The sequence below is a fragment of the Kitasatospora sp. NPDC057512 genome, from assembly GCF_042802135.1.
In the GTDB taxonomy this organism is placed as follows: domain Bacteria; phylum Actinomycetota; class Actinomycetes; order Streptomycetales; family Streptomycetaceae; genus Kitasatospora.
The window spans coordinates 1-18,806 of record NZ_JBHVET010000070.1 but is presented as its reverse complement, the minus strand read 5'-3'; the positions used below and the strand labels follow the sequence as shown (position 1 = coordinate 18,806).

Annotated in this window: 15 protein-coding genes, 1 tRNA gene and 1 pseudogene; 8 read left to right on the top strand and 9 right to left on the bottom strand. The window is 71.2% G+C overall.

Annotated elements, in window-relative coordinates; all coding sequences use genetic code 11:
• Positions 1 to 157: 157 nt before the first annotated feature.
• Positions 158 to 1,024 carry a hypothetical protein gene (locus ACFU6K_RS07780; RefSeq protein ID WP_380661508.1) on the bottom strand — a complete coding sequence of 289 codons (867 nt, stop codon included), beginning with the start codon at positions 1,022 to 1,024 and terminating at the stop codon, positions 158 to 160.
• Positions 1,025 to 1,305: 281 nt separating this feature from the next.
• Positions 1,306 to 2,175, bottom strand: a complete 870-nt coding sequence (locus ACFU6K_RS07775; RefSeq protein WP_380661506.1) for a hypothetical protein — start codon at positions 2,173 to 2,175, stop codon at positions 1,306 to 1,308.
• Between the two features lie 591 nt (positions 2,176 to 2,766).
• On the opposite strand from ACFU6K_RS07775, the gene ACFU6K_RS07770 reads away from it, so the two are divergent.
• The 6 genes from ACFU6K_RS07770 (at position 2,767) to ACFU6K_RS07745 (ending at position 8,421) form a co-directional block, all read left to right on the top strand.
• A complete protein-coding gene (locus ACFU6K_RS07770; RefSeq protein ID WP_380661505.1) occupies positions 2,767 to 3,573 on the top strand; it encodes a transglycosylase family protein in 807 nt (268 codons plus the stop codon).
• 406 nt (positions 3,574 to 3,979) lie between these two features.
• A complete protein-coding gene (locus tag ACFU6K_RS07765) occupies positions 3,980 to 4,669 on the top strand; it encodes an alpha-ketoglutarate-dependent dioxygenase AlkB family protein (RefSeq protein WP_380661509.1) in 690 nt (229 codons plus the stop codon).
• A 187-nt stretch (positions 4,670 to 4,856) separates the two neighbouring features.
• Complete coding sequence (locus ACFU6K_RS07760; protein ID WP_380661504.1) at positions 4,857 to 5,726, top strand: acyl-CoA thioesterase; 870 nt, start codon at positions 4,857 to 4,859, stop codon at positions 5,724 to 5,726.
• Positions 5,727 to 5,905: 179 nt separating this feature from the next.
• Positions 5,906 to 6,697, top strand: a complete 792-nt coding sequence (locus ACFU6K_RS07755; RefSeq protein WP_380661503.1) for a DUF1684 domain-containing protein — start codon at positions 5,906 to 5,908, stop codon at positions 6,695 to 6,697.
• A gap of 128 nt (positions 6,698 to 6,825) precedes the next feature.
• Positions 6,826 to 8,208 (top strand): MFS transporter, encoded by a 1,383-nt coding sequence (locus ACFU6K_RS07750; RefSeq protein ID WP_380661502.1) that lies wholly within the window; start codon positions 6,826 to 6,828, stop codon positions 8,206 to 8,208.
• Positions 8,209 to 8,344: 136 nt separating this feature from the next.
• Positions 8,345 to 8,421 (top strand) — tRNA-Pro (locus tag ACFU6K_RS07745).
• Between the two features lie 290 nt (positions 8,422 to 8,711).
• Here ACFU6K_RS07745 and ACFU6K_RS07740 read toward each other — a convergent pair.
• The 3 genes from ACFU6K_RS07740 to ACFU6K_RS07730 form a co-directional block, all read right to left on the bottom strand.
• Entirely contained in the window at positions 8,712 to 8,942 is a 231-nt protein-coding gene (locus ACFU6K_RS07740; protein ID WP_380661501.1) for a hypothetical protein, read from the bottom strand.
• Positions 8,943 to 9,336: 394 nt separating this feature from the next.
• Positions 9,337 to 9,477, bottom strand: coding sequence for a hypothetical protein (locus ACFU6K_RS07735; protein ID WP_380661500.1), 141 nt, complete (start codon positions 9,475 to 9,477; stop codon positions 9,337 to 9,339).
• 71 nt (positions 9,478 to 9,548) lie between these two features.
• On the bottom strand, positions 9,549 to 10,805 hold the full coding sequence (locus ACFU6K_RS07730; RefSeq protein ID WP_380661499.1) for an MFS transporter: 1,257 nt from the start codon (positions 10,803 to 10,805) through the stop codon (positions 9,549 to 9,551).
• A 107-nt stretch (positions 10,806 to 10,912) separates the two neighbouring features.
• On the opposite strand from ACFU6K_RS07730, the gene ACFU6K_RS07725 reads away from it, so the two are divergent.
• Together ACFU6K_RS07725 and ACFU6K_RS07720 are read left to right on the top strand one after the other, a co-directional pair.
• Complete coding sequence (locus tag ACFU6K_RS07725) at positions 10,913 to 11,932, top strand: helix-turn-helix domain-containing protein (protein ID WP_380661498.1); 1,020 nt, start codon at positions 10,913 to 10,915, stop codon at positions 11,930 to 11,932.
• Positions 11,933 to 12,112: 180 nt separating this feature from the next.
• Positions 12,113 to 12,772, top strand: a pseudogene (locus ACFU6K_RS07720) (transposase family protein); the annotation flags it as partial.
• Positions 12,773 to 13,021: 249 nt separating this feature from the next.
• Here the strand turns inward: ACFU6K_RS07720 and ACFU6K_RS07715 are convergent.
• The 4 genes from ACFU6K_RS07715 to ACFU6K_RS07700 are packed head-to-tail and all read right to left on the bottom strand — an operon-like array spanning position 13,022 to position 18,317.
• Positions 13,022 to 14,260, bottom strand: a complete 1,239-nt coding sequence (locus tag ACFU6K_RS07715) for an acetyl-CoA carboxylase biotin carboxylase subunit family protein (RefSeq protein ID WP_380661497.1) — start codon at positions 14,258 to 14,260, stop codon at positions 13,022 to 13,024.
• 58 nt (positions 14,261 to 14,318) lie between these two features.
• A complete protein-coding gene (locus ACFU6K_RS07710) occupies positions 14,319 to 15,650 on the bottom strand; it encodes a hypothetical protein (protein WP_380661496.1) in 1,332 nt (443 codons plus the stop codon).
• A gap of 26 nt (positions 15,651 to 15,676) precedes the next feature.
• On the bottom strand, positions 15,677 to 17,110 hold the full coding sequence (locus tag ACFU6K_RS07705) for an NAD(P)/FAD-dependent oxidoreductase (protein ID WP_380661495.1): 1,434 nt from the start codon (positions 17,108 to 17,110) through the stop codon (positions 15,677 to 15,679).
• Positions 17,111 to 17,156: 46 nt separating this feature from the next.
• Positions 17,157 to 18,317 carry a cytochrome P450 gene (locus ACFU6K_RS07700; protein WP_380661494.1) on the bottom strand — a complete coding sequence of 387 codons (1,161 nt, stop codon included), beginning with the start codon at positions 18,315 to 18,317 and terminating at the stop codon, positions 17,157 to 17,159.
• Between the last annotated feature and the right edge of the window lie 489 nt (positions 18,318 to 18,806).

Here is an 18,806-nt window from a genome sequence, read left to right as displayed (position 1 = left end):
TCGTCACGGTGGTGGCGGGGCCCTCCGGCGTTTCCCGGGGTGGGTTTTCCGGGGTGGGGTTCCCGGCCGGGGTCCGGGCCGAGTGCCTCGGTCGGGGCCGGGCCGGGTGCTTCGGTCGGGGCCGGGCCGGGTGCTTCGGTCGGGGCCGGGCCGGGTGTCAGCGGTGGTCGACGGTGGGGCCCGGGGGGAGGGAGAGCATCTGGCGGTGGCGGCCGCCGCTGGACGGCGCGGGGGCGAGACCGGTGGCCGTACCCATCACCGGGGAGGGCGCGGGCGGCGCCGGCGGTGCGGGCGCGGGCACCGGCATCGGAGCCGCGCCCAGATAGCCGGCCGCGACCCAGCCCTGACCATCGGTGAACTGGGCGGCGGGGACGGCGGGTTGGTCCTGGGCGGGGGCCGGGGCGGCGGGGCCGAGGCCGTCGCGGGTGGGGACGGTGGACTCGGGGTGGTGGCCGACCGGGTGGCCGTGGTGGTGGCTGGTGCTGTGGCTTGCGGCGTGGGTGCCGGGGTGGGCGCTGCTGGTGTGACGGCCGGTGTGGCCCCCGATCTGGCCTCCGGTGTGGCCTCCGGAGTGGCCTCCGATTTGGCCCCCGCCGGGGTGGCTGCCGGTGTGGGAGTTGGCGTGGGGGGTGGCGTGGGTGCCGGTGTGACCGCCGGGGTGGCCGTGCTGCTGGCCGCCGGTGGGGCCGGAGCCGTGGTGCTGGGAGCCCGGCATGAACTGGGGGAGGCCCGGCACCTGGCCCGGGAGGGTGTGGAAGGTCTGCTGCTGGGGCGGGTACGGACGCTGCTCGCCGAGCAGCGGGTAGCCGTCGCGGACCGCGAAGCCGGTGAACTTCAGGTCCTCCTCGTTCGAGCGGTCACCGGGCAGGGCGCGGAAGAGGCGCCGGTACTCGGAGTACAGCTCGTCGTAGATCGGCGTCGCGGAGTGCGGGTGCTCGGCGTCGTACGAGGGGCGCATGCCCGGGATCGAGCGCGAGGCGGTGGCGGACCGGCCGGGGGACGCGGAGACGTCGTAGCTGTACACGTAGGGGCCAACGAGCGAGAGGGGCGGGGGATGCGGGCCCTGGGAGCGGGGGTGCGCCTACACGCCGGAGTGCGCAACGGGTGCGCGCGCCGGGCAGGGTGTGGGCACGCCGGGGCGGGTGCGGGCATGCCAGGGCGAGGCGGGGCGCGCAGGGCACAGGCGGGGTGTAGCTGGGTGCTCCGGGGCCTGGCGCGCGGCGGGGTGTCGTGGGCGTGCGCCCGCCGGACGGCGGCCGTGGGGGTGGGAGGCGGCCGTCCGGCGGGTCGGGGCGCGGAGGTGGATCAGGTGCCGGCGAGCGGGAGGGAGGCGGCGACCACCTGGCCCAGCGCCACCGCCCGCTCCAGCGCCTGGCGCAGCAGGTCCTCGCGGGGCTGCCGGCCGACCATGCCGGCCGGCACGGCGTACATCGTCACCTCGGAGAGCTGGCTCGCGGCCATCCGCCAGGCGTCGGTGACCTGGAGCGGCTGGTGCGCCTGCCACCAGCCGGTGCTGCCGCCGGCCGCGGCGGGCTGGAGGATCGCGTGCAGCTTGCCCATCGCGACCAGGACGGACCAGCCGGGCAGCTGGTCCGGGGTCTCGTCCAGGTCGGTGACGGGCTGGAAGCCGGCGTCCTGGAGCAGGTCGAGGAACTCGTCCTCGCCCGAGGTGCTGCCGGGGCGGCCGACCGGTCCGGTCGGCTCGACCACCAGCGAGGCGTGCCCGACCTTGCCGTGCAGGACCAGCCCGCAGGTGATGCCGAGGATGGCGGCCTGGCCGGGGGCGGCCGGCTGGGTCGGGGCCGGTTGGGTCGGGGCCGGGCCGACGGGTGCCGCCGGGGCCGGCGCGGGGGCGCTCGGTACGGCGGCGGGGACGGCGAGGTCCGGGCCGCCGGGCTGGGTCTGGCTGATGCTGCGGACGGCGCCCGCCAGCTGCTCCTCGGAGACCGGGACGACCTGGGAGGGGATGCAGCGGGCGTGCGCGAAGGCGAGGACGGCGGTCTCGTCGCCGACGAACAGCACGGTGCTGGTGGGCTCCACGTGCGTGTCGCCGGGGGTCCGGCAGGAGGTGCACTCGTAGCCGTCGGGGGCGCGGTCGCCACCTAGCAGGCGGTCGGCTTCGTCGTCGCCGATCTCGGACCGGACCTCGTCGCTGACGTCGAGCATGCGCGGCACAGGGTCTCCTCGGATGGGTGTGGATGGGGTGCTGGGGCGGACACGGAGAGGTCGCCATGCCCAACGGGCCCTTGTGTCAGGCGTCACGGGTGCCCCCGGAGGCTGACGTGAATTGCCCCGGATCCGACCGCACGGCGTGTTCTCGTGGTCGCAATCTGTCGATGTCGATGCCGGGACTGCCGGAATCAAACAGTGAGGTGAGTCACGGAGCCCGGATGTTTGATCTAGGAATCGACGGTTAAAGCGGACATTTCGGTCATGATTGCATGGTCGTTACCGCCGGTAACCCTTGGCTGAGCTGGGCAGACCGTCGAAGTTTTGGATTCCCCGTCGACCGGCTCGTAGCTTCTTGGTCGGCGCAACGAGCGCCACCCGGGTTCACCCCCGACGCACAGCCCCCCGGTCCGCCGGGCGCGGCAGGTGCCCGCCGACGCGATCGCTCGAACACGTCGTCGGCGAGCGGCTGGGTGGCCGGGGCGGCAAGCGGCACGTCCGACACGTGCCCGGCCGCCCGACGGACGCAGCGAGTGATCACGGCCCTTCCCGGGGTCTGGTTCCGCATGCCCGCCCGGGGCTGTCGAGAGGAACCTCATGACCTTCCGTAACGAGACCGCCGCTGCCACCACCTCCACCGCCACCAAGCGCAACCGCGTTCGGATGGCTGTCGTGGCGGGCGCCGCTGTCGCGGCCCTGCCGGTGGCCGGCCTCGTCACGGCCACCTCGGCCTCCGCCGCCTCCGTCTCCACCTGGGACGCCGTCGCCCAGTGCGAGAGCGGCGGCAACTGGGCCATCAACACCGGCAACGGTTTCTACGGCGGTCTGCAGTTCACCTCCAGCACCTGGGCCGCGTTCGGTGGCACCGCCTACGCGTCGCAGGCCAACCAGGCCACCAAGGCGCAGCAGATCGCCGTCGCGGAGAAGGTCCTCGCCTCGCAGGGCCCGGGCGCCTGGCCCGTCTGCTCCGTCAAGGCCGGCCTGACCAAGGGCGGCGCCCCGGCCGCCGTCGACACCTCGGCGGGCTCGACCGCCGCCAAGCCGGCGCAGGCCCCGAAGGCCGCCGCCAAGCCGGCCGAGGCCCCGAAGGCCGCGCCCAAGGCCCAGGCCGCGCCGAAGGCTCAGACCGCGCCGAAGAACGACGCCGCCGCGCCGAAGGCTGCCGCCCCGAAGGCCGACGCTCAGAAGTCCGCGCCGAAGGCCGACCAGGGTGCCAAGTCCTGGAACCGCTCGAACGACGCCAAGCCGGCCGCCAAGGGCGACTACACCGTCAAGGCCGGTGACACCCTGAGCTCCATCGCCGCCGCGCAGGGCCTGGACTGGCACGACCTGTACCAGAACAACGCCAAGGTCATCGGTGGCAACCCGGACCTGATCTTCCCGGGCCAGACCCTCAGCATCTGAGGTCTCCCCAGCTGAGGCCTCCTCGGGCACGCGAGGCCCCGTGCGCAGCCGGTGTCGGCTGCCCGGGGCTCCTCGTGCCGGTGCCCGGTCGGGTGCCGATGTGCCGATCCGTCGGCGCGCTGATCCGTCGGCGCGCCGGCCTGTCTGCGCGCTGACCTGTCGGTGCGTCGGCTGTCGGTGTGTCGACGTACCGATGTGCGTACCGATGTGCACGGCTTTCACGGCCGCTTCTCCGCCGCGCGGGTTCCTCCGCCGGTCGGGGGAGCGGCCGTCGGCGTTCCCGCGGTCGGGGTCGGGGTCGGGGTCGGGGTCGGGGGTTGCGCGGGGGCGCGCCCGCCGTCGGCGGTCGGGCTGGGCCGGGTGCGGCTGGGCCCGGGTGGGTGCGGTGCGGGAGGATGGTGGGGTGATCCAGGGCGAGCTGTTCGGCGAACCGGGCGGGTCCCCGGGCGCGCGCGAGCGCTCCGAGCCGGCCCCCGGCGCCGTCCTGCTGCCCGGCTGGCTGGACCTCGACGCGCAGCGCCGCCTGGTCGCCGCCTGCCGGGAGTGGGCCCGCCCGCCGGCCGGTCTGCACGCCGTGCGGATGCCCACCGGCGGGATGATGTCCGTCCGGATGGTGAGTCTCGGCCTGCACTGGTACCCGTACGGGTACCGGGAGGTCGCCGAGGACGGAGCGCCCGTCAAGCCGTTCCCGCGGCTGCTCGGGGACCTGGCGCGCAGGGCCGTCGCGGAGGCGTACGGGGCCGCGCTGGGGGAGGTCGCGGGTGCGGCGTCGTACGCGCCGGACATCGCGATCGTCAACCACTACGCGCACGGCGCGAAGATGGGCCTCCACCAGGACCGCGACGAGCGGGCGGACGCGCCGGTGGTCTCGCTCTCGCTGGGCGACGGCTGCGTCTTCCGGCTCGGGAACACCGAGACCAGGACCCGGCCGTGGACGGACCTGGAGCTGCGCAGCGGCGACCTGCTGGTGTTCGGCGGCCCGGCCCGGTTCGCGTACCACGGGGTGGTGCGGACGTTCCCGGGGACGGCCGATCCGGCGCTGGGGCTGCTCGGGCGGCTCAACATCACGGTGCGGGAGTCGGGGCTGGGGGTGTAGCCGGGCGGCGTGCGGCCGGTGGGGGCCTCGTGGCCGACCGGGCCGTCCCGTCCGTCACCTGTTCATTGACTCGCCTACTCGTTCGAGTGAACTGGGCGTTCCGGACCGCTGCGCGGGAATGACCCGGGTCGCCAAAGGATTCGATTGAGCTGGAGAATTGTTCGGAGTCCGGAGAGGAAGCGTGCCCATGGGTACCCCCGTCGACGACCTTGTCGATCTGCTCGACCTTGAGCAGATCGAACTCAACATCTTTCGTGGGCGCAGCCCCGAGGAGGCGCTGCAGCGGACGTTCGGCGGCCAGGTCGCCGGGCAGGCGCTGGTGGCGGCGGGGCGCACGGTGGACGACGAGCGCCCGGTCCACTCGCTGCACGCCTACTTCCTGCGCCCCGGGGTCCCCGGCCTGCCGATCGTCTACCAGGTCGACCGGATCCGCGACGGCCGGTCCTTCACCACCCGCCGGGTGCTCGGCATCCAGGGCGGCCGGTCGATCTTCGCCCTCACCGCCGACTTCCACAGACCCGAGGAGGCCGGCATCGAGCACCAGTACCCGATGCCGCCCGTCGCCGCCCCCGAGGAGCTGCCCAGCGCCCTGGACGAGGTCGGCTCCCGGCTCGGCGAGCTTCCCCCGTTCATCAGCCGCCGCCAGCCCTTCGACATCCGCTACGTCGACCGGCTGCGCTGGACGAAGGAGGAGCTTGAGGGCGTCGAGGCGCGCAGCGGCGTCTGGCTGCGCACCAACGGCCCGCTGCCGGACGACCCGCTGATCCACGTCTGCGCCCTCACCTACGCCAGCGACATGACGCTGCTGGACGCCGTCCGCGCCCCGGTCGAGCCGCTGTGGGGCGAGCGGAGCTTCGACATGGCCTCACTCGACCACGCGATGTGGTTCCACCAGCCGTTCCGGACGGACGACTGGCTGCTGTACCAGCAGGAGTCCCCGATCGCGCACGGCGCGCGCGGCCTGGCCCGCGGGCAGATCTTCGACCGGCACGGCCGACTGGTGGTGTCCGTGGTGCAGGAGGGGCTGTTCCGTCCGCTGAAGCGCCGCGAGGGGTAGGTGTGTGGCCGGAGTGGTGCATCGTGTGGTGCCCCGTGTCGGCGCGTTGCCGCCGTGTTGCGGTTTCGGCGACATCGGGTCGACGGGAATGATCCGTCCGCGCGGACGGTGTTGTGGATGACCGAGGACGGGCGGCCCGAACGGCGGGCCGCCCACGGACCGACCGGGAGGGTGGACCGATGACCGAGACGGCCGCGGAGGACTGGAAGCACTGGAGCGACGGCCGGGCGGCGTCGGTGAGCGCGCAGCACGGCCAGCTCGCACTCACCGGCACGCACTGGCTGGAGCCCGAGCCCGCCGAGATCCCCGGCCTGCCCGGGCACTGGTGGGCCGACGCCGAGGGCGTCCGGGTCCGGGCGGCGGCGTCCGACGGCATCACGGTCGACGGCGCCGACGCACCGGTGGACGGCGAGGCGCTGCTGCGCCCGGACAGCGACCCGGCCGCCGACACCGCCGTCCTGGGAGACCTGCTGCTCGTCCCGATCGAGCGCGAGGGCGAGCTGGCCCTGCGGGTCTTCGACCCGGCCGCACCCCGCCGGACGGCGTTCGCGGGCATCTCCGCCTTCCCGTACGCGCCCGAGTGGGCCGTGCCCGCCGTCTTCACCCCGTTCGAGGACGGCGACGCCCGGTCGGTCGTCGTCCCGAACGCCGACGGCCGGGAGCGCCCGCTGGCCGTCTCCGGGCAGATCGCCTTCACGGTGGCGGGCGAGCACCGCACCCTGACCGTCAGCCGGTCGGGCGAGCGGCTCAGCGGCGTGATCGCGGACACGACCAGCGGCATCGACACCTACCGCTTCCGCTTCATCACCCTGCCCGCGCCCGACGCCGAGGGCCGCACCGTCCTCGACCTCAACCGGGCCTACCTGCCGCCGTGCGCCTTCTCGGACCACTTCATCTGCCCGTTCCCGCCGCCGGGCAACCGGCTGGACTTCGCGGTGGAGGCGGGGGAGAGGCAGGTGCTGAGCCGGTAGCGGGGGCGTCGCGGTTGGGGTCGGGGCGTCGAGGGCGGGGCCGGATCCGGGCCCGGGTGCGGGACCGGGCCTTGCCGGGGCGGCCCCGGTGCGGGGCTGCCCGGGGGCGGGGCGGAGCATGAGGGACTATGTCGAAGAATCAACATTCCACGCCGTCCCCCGCGCCCGGCCCGTCCCCCGCGTCCTCCGCCGCCGATCCCGAACCCGGACCGGAACCCGGACCGGGGGAGGGACCGGGACCGGGGGAGGGACCGGGACCGGAGGCGGCCGCCGGCTCACTCTGGTACCGGCGGGCCTTCGCCGACCTCAGCCCGCTGCGCGACCACCCCGACTACCGCCGGGTCTGGGCCGGACAGGCCGTCTCCTCCATAGGCCAGCAGATGACGGCCGTCGCCGTCTCCGTCCAGGTCTACGACCTGACCGGCTCCGCCTTCGCGACCGGCCTGGTCGGCATCTTCTCCCTCGTCCCACTGGTTGCCTTCGGCCTCTACGGCGGCGCGATCGCCGACACCGTCGACCGGCGCCGGCTGGGCCTGCTTGGCTCGGCCGGTCTGGCGGTCGTCTCCGCCGCCCTGGCCGCGCAGGCGTTGGCCGGCCTCGGCCTGGTCGCCGTCCTGTACGCCGCCGTCGCCGTCCAGGCGGGCTTCTTCGCGATCAGCTCGCCCGCCCGCTCCGCGATGATCCCCCGACTGGTGCCCAGCCACCAGCTCCCGGCGGCGAACGCCCTGAACACCGTCAGCATGAACCTCGGCCTCACCGTCGGCCCGATGCTCGGCGGCGTCCTCATCGGCGCCTACGGAGTCCAGGCCGCCTACCTGGTCGACACCGTCGCCTTCACCGGCACCCTCTACGCGATGTGGCGCCTGCCCGCCATGCGGCCGCTCGGCGAGCGCAAGGGCCGCGCCTCCGTCCTCGACGGCCTCCGCTTCCTGCGCGAGCAGCCCAACCTGCGCACCAGCTTCCTCGCCGACCTGGCCGCGATGGTCTTCGGCATGCCGCGCGCCCTGTTCCCGGCCATCGCGGTCACCTTCTACGGCGGCGACGCCGGCACCGTCGGCCTGCTGGTCTCCGCCCCGGCCGTCGGCGCCCTGATCGGCGCGCTCTTCTCCGGCTGGGTCGGCCGGGTGCACCGCCAGGGCGTCGCCGTCCTCGTCGCCGTCGCCGCCTGGGGCCTGGCCATCGCGGCCTTCGGCGCCCTCCACAACCTCTGGCTCGGCCTCCTGCTGCTCGCGGTCGCGGGCTGCGCCGACACCGTCAGCATGATCTTCCGCAACACGATGATGCAGGTCGCGGCCCCGGACGAGATGCGAGGCCGCCTCCAGGGGATCTTCATCGTGGTCGTCGCCGGCGGCCCCCGCCTCGGCGACTTCGAGTCCGGCACCGTCGCCGCCCTCACCAACCCGGCCACCTCCGTGATCACCGGCGGCCTCGCCTGCGTCGCCGCCGTCCTCCTCCTCGCCGCCCGCCGCCCCTCCTTCCTCACCTACGACGCCCGCCACCCCACCCCCTGACCCACCCCGCCCCCAAACCTGGCAGCGAGCACCCCCCGACGTGCTGTATTGTTTTCCACGTCGCCGGGACAACCGGAGACAAGGTCGAGAAGCCCACAGCAGAGCCCCCCAGGCCCCGCTGCAGGCACCGAGACCACGGGACGTGGCGCAGCTTGGTAGCGCACTTGACTGGGGGTCAAGGGGTCGCAGGTTCAAATCCTGTCGTCCCGACCAGCATTTATGCAGGTCAGAAGCCACTTCTATCAAAACGATAGGAGTGGCTTTTCTCTTTGGTGGTCGCAATGTGGTCGTGAACGCTCGTTCACGCCGCCTCGCTGGGCGCGTTTCCGCAGGCCTGGTCCCTCCGGCCTGGTCGTGACGGGGCATCTGTTCATTCATCGGGGAATCCGCGTGCCGTCGATCGAGGCCTGGTCGACTCTTCGGCACGGCAATGGGCCCGGATTCGCGGGAAATAGGCATGCCGACAGAACCTGCGGCGTCATCTGCTCCGACGGGCCGCACGTTTATCGGGTGTCAGCTATGAGCCGGGAATCCCGGTTGCTTGTCGGCCCTGGTGGCCGGAGCGGCCAGGAGCGCCGAATCAACTCGCAGAGCACGTAGGTGCGGTAGCGGGCGTAGGTGGTGGGCTTGAGCGTCTCGTGCGGGTCGGCGTCGAAGCCCAGCTTCCGGCCTTCGAGGAAGCGCCGCAGCGCGCTCTCGGCGGCGAAGTCGTCCTCGAACCCGCCGCGCCGCACGGTGCGCCGGCGGCCCGTGAGGGAGGGGATGTCGACGGCGAACGTCCACGTACCGTGCCCCTCCTCGGCCAGGCGCGGACACGCTGCTCCGAGCTGGCGCCGGTCGGCGTCCCGGCATCCGCAACGGCGGTAGACCCGTCCTGGCCGTCCTGACTGACGGTCGGCGGCGGAGGCGGCGGCACCGGAGCCCTTGCCAGCGCGGGCGGACGCCGCCCCGAACACAAGGGTGCCTCACCGACGAGACCCGCTGAGCCGGCGCTGAAGAGCGCTGAATCATGGTCAGCGCTCCTCAGTCAGCGGCGGCCTGCCCAGGCCGCGAGGCTGCCTCCAACTCGCTCCGGACACGCCACTGCCGGTCCTCCGGAAAAATACCCAGCCCCAGCCACATCCCCTGCTACACGTCCTCGTGGGGCACCAGCCACACCGGCACCTGCCTCAGCAGCCCGCGCAGGCACATATCGGACGTCCCGCCGCTGCCCGGCGAGAAGTGGTCGTGGAACGCGATGATCAGCCGCGGACGCTCCTGGAGGAGCATCCGAGTGTTCCGTTCCGGTCCCGCCATGCGCCACCCCCGGGGCCGGGCCCGGCGCTCGGCCGCCCAGTCGACTACTGCCCCGGTGTCGCGTGCGGCAGGCGGCGCACTGCGGGGACCACTAGCGGCAGCAGGGCGATCACGACGAACAGCAGGCCCGACACCGTGGTGACCGCGTACGGGCCGAAGCTCTGGCTGAGCGGTCCCACCGCCAGCAGGGCGACCGGGATGGCCAGGTAGGAGAAGAGGTCGTCGTAGGCGGCGACGCGGGACAGCACCCCCGGCGGGATGTGCTCTTGGAGGGAGGTGTCCCAGGCGATCGCCGAGACCGAGGAGCCGACACCGGCGACGAACGACGCGGCGATCAGCCACGGCATAGGCAGCCGGGCGCCCAAGGCAAGCAACGGGAGGGCGTTCAGCGTGACTGCGAGCTGCCCCCATAGCAGGAAGCGCCGGATGGTCAACCGGTAGAGCAGGCTGCTGCTCAGCAGCATGCCGACACCGCGCACGCTGAGCACTAGGCCCCACGTCACGGGGGAGAACACGTCGGCGGTCAGCTGAGGTCCCAGGATCTGCCAACTGCCCGTGTTGACCAGGTTTACGGCGCAGAACGCCAGGGTGACCGGCCAGACCCAGGACGTGCGCCGGAACGAGTCCCAGCCCTCTCGCAGGTCGCGGGCGAAGTGCCGGCGTCCCTTGGAGGCGATGCGGCCCGGGGAGGCGGGCAGGCGCGCCAGGAACGCGGCGGCGAGCAGGTAGCTGAGCGCGTCGAGGGCGATCGCCGCGCCGCCGCCCGCGGCGACGACCAGCACGCCCGAGATCGTGGGGCCGAACACCTTGGTGCCGTTCTTGACCATGCCGAGCAGGGCGTTCGCCCGCTGGAGCCCGTCCCTGGCCACCAGTTCGGGCAGCAGGCCGCGCAGGGCGGGGGAGGTGAACGCCCCCAGCACCCCGTTGAGGAAGCCCAGGGCCGCGATGGGCCACGGCGAGTAGTGGCCGGTCAGGAGCAGTGCGGCGATAGCGCCCTGGGTCAGCGCGGAGCCCAGGTTGGCGGACACGAGGACCAGGCGTCGGGGCAGCCGGTCGGCGACCACGCCGCCGATCAGCATGAAGCCGAGCATCGGCAGCATGCGGGCGGCCAGCACGAGACCCAGGTCTCCCGCTTGCGCCGATGCGTCGAGGACGGCGAAGGCCAGTGCCACCGGCGCCATGGAACTGCCCAGCAGGGACACGCTCTCTCCTGCGAAGTACCAGCGGAAGCTGGGCTGTCGCAGCGGAGAGGCGGAGGGCGGGGCGGCCGGGGCGGAGGAAGGAGAGGTTGCTGTGGACACCGGCCCGAGTATGCGGACGAACGGTCGGTGGCACTATCGTTTCGCTGGCTGCCGAAAGTTCGTGGGGGTGGACGTCTCCCCGAGCCGAGGAGGAAGGAACACGCCGGATGGTGCTGCTGCGCCTGGATTCCCACGCCCTGTCACGCTCCCGCTTCGCACTTTCGCCGCTCGCGGAGACGCTGGGCGCCGCCATCGCCCTCTCCCGGCCATGCACCGACACGTGGCTCGCGCCCTGGCACGCCCGCCACCACGCCGCCTTCCGGGCCCGGCTCGACGCCGACCCGTTCGCCAGGGGTATGGTCGCGCTGATCAGCTCGACGAAGTACCTGCCCGACCACGTCTCGTTCCCCCCGCCCGGCGGCATGCGCACCCGGCTCCACGAAGAGCTCGCGCAGATGGCGCGGGTGCCGGACGAGGCCGTCGGCGCGAGTCTGCAGCTGGCGGTGGAGGCGAGCTGGGAGCGGCACGATCTCGGCGCGTGGCTCACCGGCCACGACTGGGCCGGCCGCACCGCCGAGCTGTTCCGGCACATCTGGGACACGTACCTCGCCGCGGACTGGCCGCGCCGCCGCGCCCTGCTCGAACGCGACGTCACCTACCGTGCGGGTCTGCTGGCTGCCTACGGGTGGCCGCGCGCCGTGGAGCGGATGAACCGGCACAGCGTCTGGGTCGGCGCGGACGCGATCCGTTTCAGCAACCGGCCCGGTCACGACCGTGTGGTCGGCCCCGAGGGCATGCTGTTCGTGCCGTGCACCCGCGCCGGAAGGGGCACCTGGCTGTGCGAGGCGCCCGGACTGCCGTACGCGCTGGTGTACCCCGCCCGGGGCACCGGCGACCTGCAGTCGGCCGGGGCCGGCCCCCGCAACCAGGCCCTGGCCCGGCTCATCGGCACGGGCCGCACCGCGATCCTGCGCGCGCTGGAGAGCCCGGCCACGAGCAGCGAACTCGCCGCCGAACTCGACCTGTCGCTCGGCACGGTCGGCGGCCACCTCGCGGTCCTGCGCGAGGCGGAACTCGTGGTCGGCGAGCGCACGGGCCGACGCGTGGTCTACCGTCGCACCGAGGCGGGCGAGGTGCTCGCCACCGGAAGAACCACGATGGCCGGGGGTGGTACGGCCACGAGGTAGGGCGCGTCCTGCTGCCCGGTCACCCGGTGAGACCGGGCCGCATCGGCGGGGACCGGTCTCACCCGTGGGTCACCCGCTCCTCACCTGACGCCCCGGCCTCGGCTCCGGAATCCCGACCGCTGACAAGCGGGGTCCAGGGCTGCGGCCCGGGGCCTATGCCCGTAGGCGACGACGGCGAGGTTGGCCGAGCCGTGGTGCGCTCTGCGCGAAGCGGCGCTGCACGAGCGGCGTGGCCACCAGCGCCTGAGGGCGTCGGGAGCCGGCCCCAAGCACGAGTTGGTCTTCACCGACCGTGTCGTACTCACCCTCGTCCACCTGCGCACGAACCTGCCGCATGCCGCACTCGCCGAGCTGTACGACATCGGCCGTTCCACGGTCAGCGAGGCGATCAACGAGGTCAGGCCCCTGCTCGCCCGGCGCGGTTTCGCCGTCCCCGAGCGCCCGGGACTGCGGCTGCGCACTCTGGCCGACGTGTTCGCCTACGCCGAGGCCGAGGGCGTCGAGCTGCGCATTGACGGCATGGAGACCCAGGTGCGCCGCCCCGCAGCGCACAGGCCCGGACGCCGTGCGTTCATCGCCGGCAAGAAGCGGCAGAGCACCATCAAGACCACCACCACCAGCGACCGCGAGGGCCGCACCCTGTGGAACGGCGCCGACCGGCCGGGGCGGATGCACGACCAGACTGCCGTGCGCGCCGAGGGCATCGCCGAGCAACTCCGCCTCCACCGGAACGTGAAGGCCGAGGTCGACGAGGGCTACCGGGGCCTGGCCAACGAGTTCCCTGGTCAGCTCACCGCCCCGCCGAGGAAACTCAAGGACGATGCGCCCGAAGGCGACAGGCGGGCCTGGCGCGAGATGCGCCGCCGCCAGTCCTCCCGCCGCATCGTCGTCGAGCACGCCGATGCCGAGATGCCAGTGGCGGCCCCCGCAGCGCTACACCGAGACACACCGCGCGATCGCGGGACTGGTCTCCGACCGCGCCGCGCGACGGTCCACCCGACCGGTGCACAGCACCGAACTGGTACTCGCTCGACGGACCGCCTGCTGAATCACCCACCAACCGACCCGCCAGGCGAGCACGCCCCAACCTCAATCGCCGACGGAGTCGTAAGGGCGCTTCTCATGGAAGTCCTGGACCCTGTCGACGACCCTGTCCATAGCGATCCGACATTCCTCCTCACTCGATCCGGATACCGTCGCGGCTCCGATTCCGTTGGACGAGGACGTCAGCATTCCCCCCATCACCGCCCCCACCGGAACCTTCAGGGAGACGCTGGTCACGCCGTCTATGCCGAGGATGTCCGCTTCCGTGACGGAGTTGCGCGATCCGGCGACTGAGGGCAGATGGACCCAGCCGTGCACCAGGCCGGGATCGACTTCCTTCCGGACGATGGGGTCGCCGGTGAAAAGCTGAGCGCTCGCGGCCCAGAGGTCGAGCCCCAGAATGCTTTCCCCCACGCGGCTGATCAGGGTCCCACCCGGCCGGCAAGCGAGCTCGCCTGCGATGAACCGCCCTGGCTGCCCGAAGGCTTCGAGATGGAAGACTCCCCGGGCCAGTTCCAGCGCATCGACGGCCCGCTGGGAGAAGTCCATGGCTGCCGCGTAGGTTTCCTCGTGCATTGCCGGTGGAAGGGCGACTGATCGCACGGGAGCGCCGGTCCCGGTGCGGATGGGGGCCGTTAGGTACTTCGAGACCATGAGGTCGGTGATACGCCCCTTCTGCACCAGGCCGTCGAGGTGCCATTCAGGGCCGTCGATCTTCTGTTCCACCAGCGGGCGGCTCAGCTCGTCCGTCGCGCCAGCGCTGTCGCATATCTCGGCGTACGAATTGGCGACGGACACGAACAAAGATCCGCCGCCCAGCGGCGGCTTGATGACCACCGGGGGTTCCAGACCGGCTGCGGAGAGGGACTCCCGTACCTGCTGGACGGACTCCGCGCCGTTCGTCATCACGCACCAGCGCGCGGTCGGAACACCGGCCTGGGACCACCTGGACTTCTGCGTCGCCTTGTCCCGGCAGCCCATCGCCACCAGCGGGTCCACCGCTGTGGCACCCAGCTGGGAACCGAGCACGGCCGCCGACACCACCGCCCGCTCATGGCCGGCGAGCACCACCTCGACCGGCTCGGTCAGGTCCAGACACTCCAGGCCCGACCACAACGATTCCACCCTTTCGTACGAATCCACCGCGCACCTGCGTGTGATTAGCGGACTCAGCTCAAGGGCCTGGCGCTTGTGACGGGGTTCGTACAGCAAGGTGATGCTGTGGCCGCCCGCGGCCAGGCTCCGGATCATGTCCGCCTGCAGAGCGATGAGGACGACGTGCATGTGACCCTCCTTGTTCGACGTTCGACGTCGTGGGGTTGAGAAGTCGTGAGGTTGAGGATCAGCCTTGGTCCGGAATTGAACGGAACAGCTCGTCGAGCTTGCGAAGGTATTCCTCTTCTTCCTGTTCATTGCAGGCGATGACATAGAGGAATGAGCCGGACGACTGCTCTGGAAAAGCCGGTATTGCCATGAAAATCCCCGTTCCGGATGCCGCGCTGTAGGTGAGGCCGGCGTTCGCGAGACCGGTGAGGAACTGTTCGGTGGACCGCACGCTCCAATCCGGCGAATCGGCGTACTGGCGCACCACGATGTCGTTCTCCCGGGTCACCGCCTTCGCCTGGACGTCGAGGAATTCGTGCAGGTGACTGCCGGTCGTCGTGCGGGCGTTCACTTCCGTGAACAGGACGTGCATGTCGTCCGTCATGACGGCGTCCGCGCAGAAATACCCTCGGTATCCCATCGCCCGGTACACATCGGCGAGCCGGGTGGCATCGTCCACGGCCTTCCGGGCCTGCGGCTCGGGTATCTCGGCCAGTCCCAGGGTTTCGCAGGTAATGCGGCCACCGGCGTACGACAACACGCCCACCCCGCGGAGATCGCACGAGGCGTCGCCGATCAGCAGTTCGACGTAGAGGGACTGCCGGACGTTGAGCACCTGCTCGACCACGACCGGGTACCGGCCCTCGGCGGAGGCCCAGAGCCACCTCTCCTCCCAGTACCGGCCGATCGCGTCCGGCCCGGCGTCGAGTCGGTAGTGGTGGCGCGCTCCGATATTCGCCGGTGCCGTACTCCCGGTGTTCAGGACCAGTTCGTTCCCGACTCCCGCCCCTCGGTGGGCCATCTTTACCATCACGTCATGACCGTCGCCGATCAACGCCTCCATGGCGTGAACGGCCTCGTCCTTGCTCCGGCAGACGGCGCCCGGGGCCGTCGCGACGCCCGCCCCGCCGGCGAGCGCTCGGAACGTTGCCTTGCTGTTGGCCAGTTCGCTGCCCCCTTGGGCAAGGAACTCCGAGCCTTCCGGTCGGCTTCCGAGGCCTATCCGTGCCGCGAACTCGCTCACCATGGCCGAAGGGAAGAGACTGACTATCTCCGGGCCTGCTCCGATGCCGACGGCGATGTCCGCGATGAAATTCGGATCCAGAAGTGCGTCAGGGGCGATCAGCCGGTTCCCGTTCCGGCGGCCCGGCGGACAGACCCGGACGGCTACGCGCGTCGGGTCGATGCCCCGCAGTCCGCAAACATGCCGGAGGAAGTCCTCATCTGGATGATCGGACAGAATGACCAGGTCGCCTTCATCGGCGAACCAGAAGACCCGCTGCGACCACGTACGGCCGTCCTTGCGCAGCCACAGTGATTCGTCGATGTCATTGGCAATCAGAATCTTCACTGCAATCCTCCTAATCGCCTGTTGATTTACGACCACGCGTCGTAATAAGCCTTCAAATTCTCGCGGATCCCTTCATCCATCTTCGCGATGAACTCAGGTGGCGGCGTGAAAGCGGGATGCAGCTGCTCGACCGCCTCGGTGTACTCCCGGCGCAGCTGCGCCTCGATGCGCACGGGCCATTCGGGAGTGACCCGCCAGCGCTGCTCGTAGCCGGAAGCCATGGTCTGTTGCACGGTCGATTGGATGATCTGCTCGCGCGCGCCGAACGGCAGGGGACTGCGCACCGGAGCGAAGGCCGTCAGCGAGTCGGACTCCCACGGATCACCCTCAACCTTCGCGGCGATGAACTTGGCGATGAGCGGCGATTGGTGGAGTCCGTCCCGGTACGTTCCGGTGGCCAGCCAGAGGCCCTCGATCCCGACGCCACCGATGAGCGGAAATCCGTCGGCCGGGACCGGCCGGTTGCCCACCTGCACCCCCCGCACTCCAGACTGCGGCAGCTCCGAGGAGAGCTGGTCCACGGCGCATTCCAGCAGGAACTGCAGATCGCGCACCGTCGCGTACTGTCGCGGCGCCTTGGTGAGCACATTGGTACCGCCCACGTACAGCACACCGTCACCCCGCGGCACGCAGTGGATCCCGCAGGCGAAGGCTCGATTGGGGGTGCGCAACACCGAGGTGGGCAACATCCCGTCGCCCACCTCCAGGAGCGCGGAGACCCCGTAGCCGCTCACCAGCGGCGGGATCCGGCGACGGACCTCGTTTACCGCGTCGAGCAGCGCGAGCGACTGCACGCCGGCGGCGACGACGACCTGGTCACCCGTCAGCCGGTCGCCGTTCGCCAGGCGGACCCCGACGACACGCTCACCCCTGAGTTCGAGCCCGGCAGCCGCCGCATCGACGATCCGGCCGCCATAGCGGAGGAAGCCCGCGTTCAGCTTGTCGAGCAGCCGGTGCGCGTCCACCGCGTGTTCGGACGGAATGTAGAGGCCGCGCAGTGACCGCGCCAGCTCCTCGGGTGCAAGCCAGTCGATCTGCTCGGGATCCACGGATTCGTACGGCTCCTCGTACTCCCGGAGCGCCTCCTCGACGGCCCGGAAGTTCCCCGAGTCCACCGCCGCAGTGCCCATGGAGTTCAACAGGACGAACGTCCCATTCGCGACGTAGAGACTTCGCTCGTCCCCGGAGGCCACACCGAGGTCGTAGTCCCACTCCGGCCATTCGGCGCGCGCGCGATGGTCGGTGGCGAGCTTCGCCCGCCCGCTCTCGCTGGCCAGGAGTGACGTGGTCACTTCTCCGAAGCAGCCCAGCATGGCGCCGGCTGCCACGGATGCCGCATACGGCCTGGCGCTTTCCCCTACGAGCGCCACCTGGTGACCGCGTCGCTGCAATTCAAACGCGATCGACGAACCGATGGCGCCGTTACCCACGACGACGACATCAGCCGATACATCCGACATGCGATGCCTTCCTGTTCTAGCCCTATGGGTTGCCGGATGTACTGACTTACTTGCGGAAACTCACGGGAAGCAGGTCCATGCTGCGCACCGTGGCCGTCCTCCGGCGGACGGGAGTTCCCGTCAGGCGTAGCGAGGGCGCTTCCAGGAGGCAGAGAACGATCTCCTTGATCGCCACGTGACCGAAGGTCGCCCCCAGACAGGCGTGGGGTCCCCAGCCGAAGCCCAGATGCCGGTTCGGGGAGCGGTCGAGGACCAGTTCGTCAGGCCGTTCGAACTGGGCCGGATCACGATTGGCGGCCGCGAGCAGCGTGATGACGGGCTGGCCGGCCTCGATCACCTGTCCGCCCAGCACGGTGCGCTCCGCGGCGATGCGGCTGGTGCCCTGCGCTGGCCCGTCGAAACGGATCAGCTCCTCCACTCCCGTGTCCACCACGCCACGGTCCCGGAACCGGTCCAGCGTTCCACGGTGCTGGAGCAGAGTCAGGACGGCGTTGCCGGCCGCCGCGAACACCGTTCCGTAACTCGCGTTGAAGATCGCCGCGATGCTGTTGCCGATGTAGTGCTCGGGAACGGTTGCACCGTCCATCAGCTGCTTGATGGTGGTCATCAGGCCCGGGCGTCCGCTGTTCTCCGCGAACCAGCCGTCGGCCAGCGTGTTCAGCTGTTTCCGCGCCTCGTCGCCGGGCTCGATCACCGTCGCATCGAGCCCCGCGTCCATCCGTCGGGTGATCGCGTCGGCCAGGGCGGCATAGTACTTCAACTCCGGCTCGACCACGCCGAACAGTTCTGCCGTCAGATTCAGCGCCACCGGGGCCGCAACCTCGTGGATCCAGTCGAACTCGTCCAGATCGGACAGGTCCTGGAAGAGACCGAGGATCTTGTCGTGGGTCCGGTGAGCCGCGGCGTCCAGGTCCTGCGCCCGGAAGGCGTTCATGAGGAGGCTGCGCAATGGCGCGTGCTGCGGAGGGTCCAGGGACTGGAGGTTCTGCGCGAATTCCGGGACGTCGATGTTTACCCGGCGCCGGTCGCGGGCGAAGGTCTGGTGGTTGCGCAGCACCTCGCGGCAGTCGTCGTAGCGGGTCGCCACCCAGGACTGCATGCGCTCGTTCCAGAAGACCGGCGTCTGCTCGCGCAATTCCGCGTACAACGGGTACGGATCGGTCAGCACCGCAGGGTCGAGAGGATCGTATACGATTGTTTCAGCCACTTTTCGGGCTCCTTGAATTATCGTGGATCATCGGTCAGTTCGAGTGCTCGGCGGTGCCCGTCACGTCGAACTCAAAATGGAGCCCGTCCCGTACGGACAGCCATTCGCGCCGCTCCGGGCTGAAGAAGACTTCCTGGCAGTGCACCTGGGCCGAAGCGACCGCGCCGTCTCGGCGGTGGTACCCGGGAAGATTGCCCCAGTAGCAGAGACGGCTCCCGGGAGCCTTCAACCCGCGCACGGCTCGCGGCGGCGGACTCTTCTTCGCGCCGGAATTCAGGCGGGTGAAAACCGCCTCAGGTACTCGACGTGCCGCTGCCGGAAATCGGGGTTCCAGTAGGACTCGCCGTAGCGGTCCTCACGAGCCGCAGATCACGGCCATCAACCCGCATCCCCACCAGCCGGTCCCTGATCGCCGAATCGGAGAGAACTGCTCGACACGTTCATCGCACCCTTTCGGACGATGGGGTGTTGGGTCCGGCGGTGCCGGAC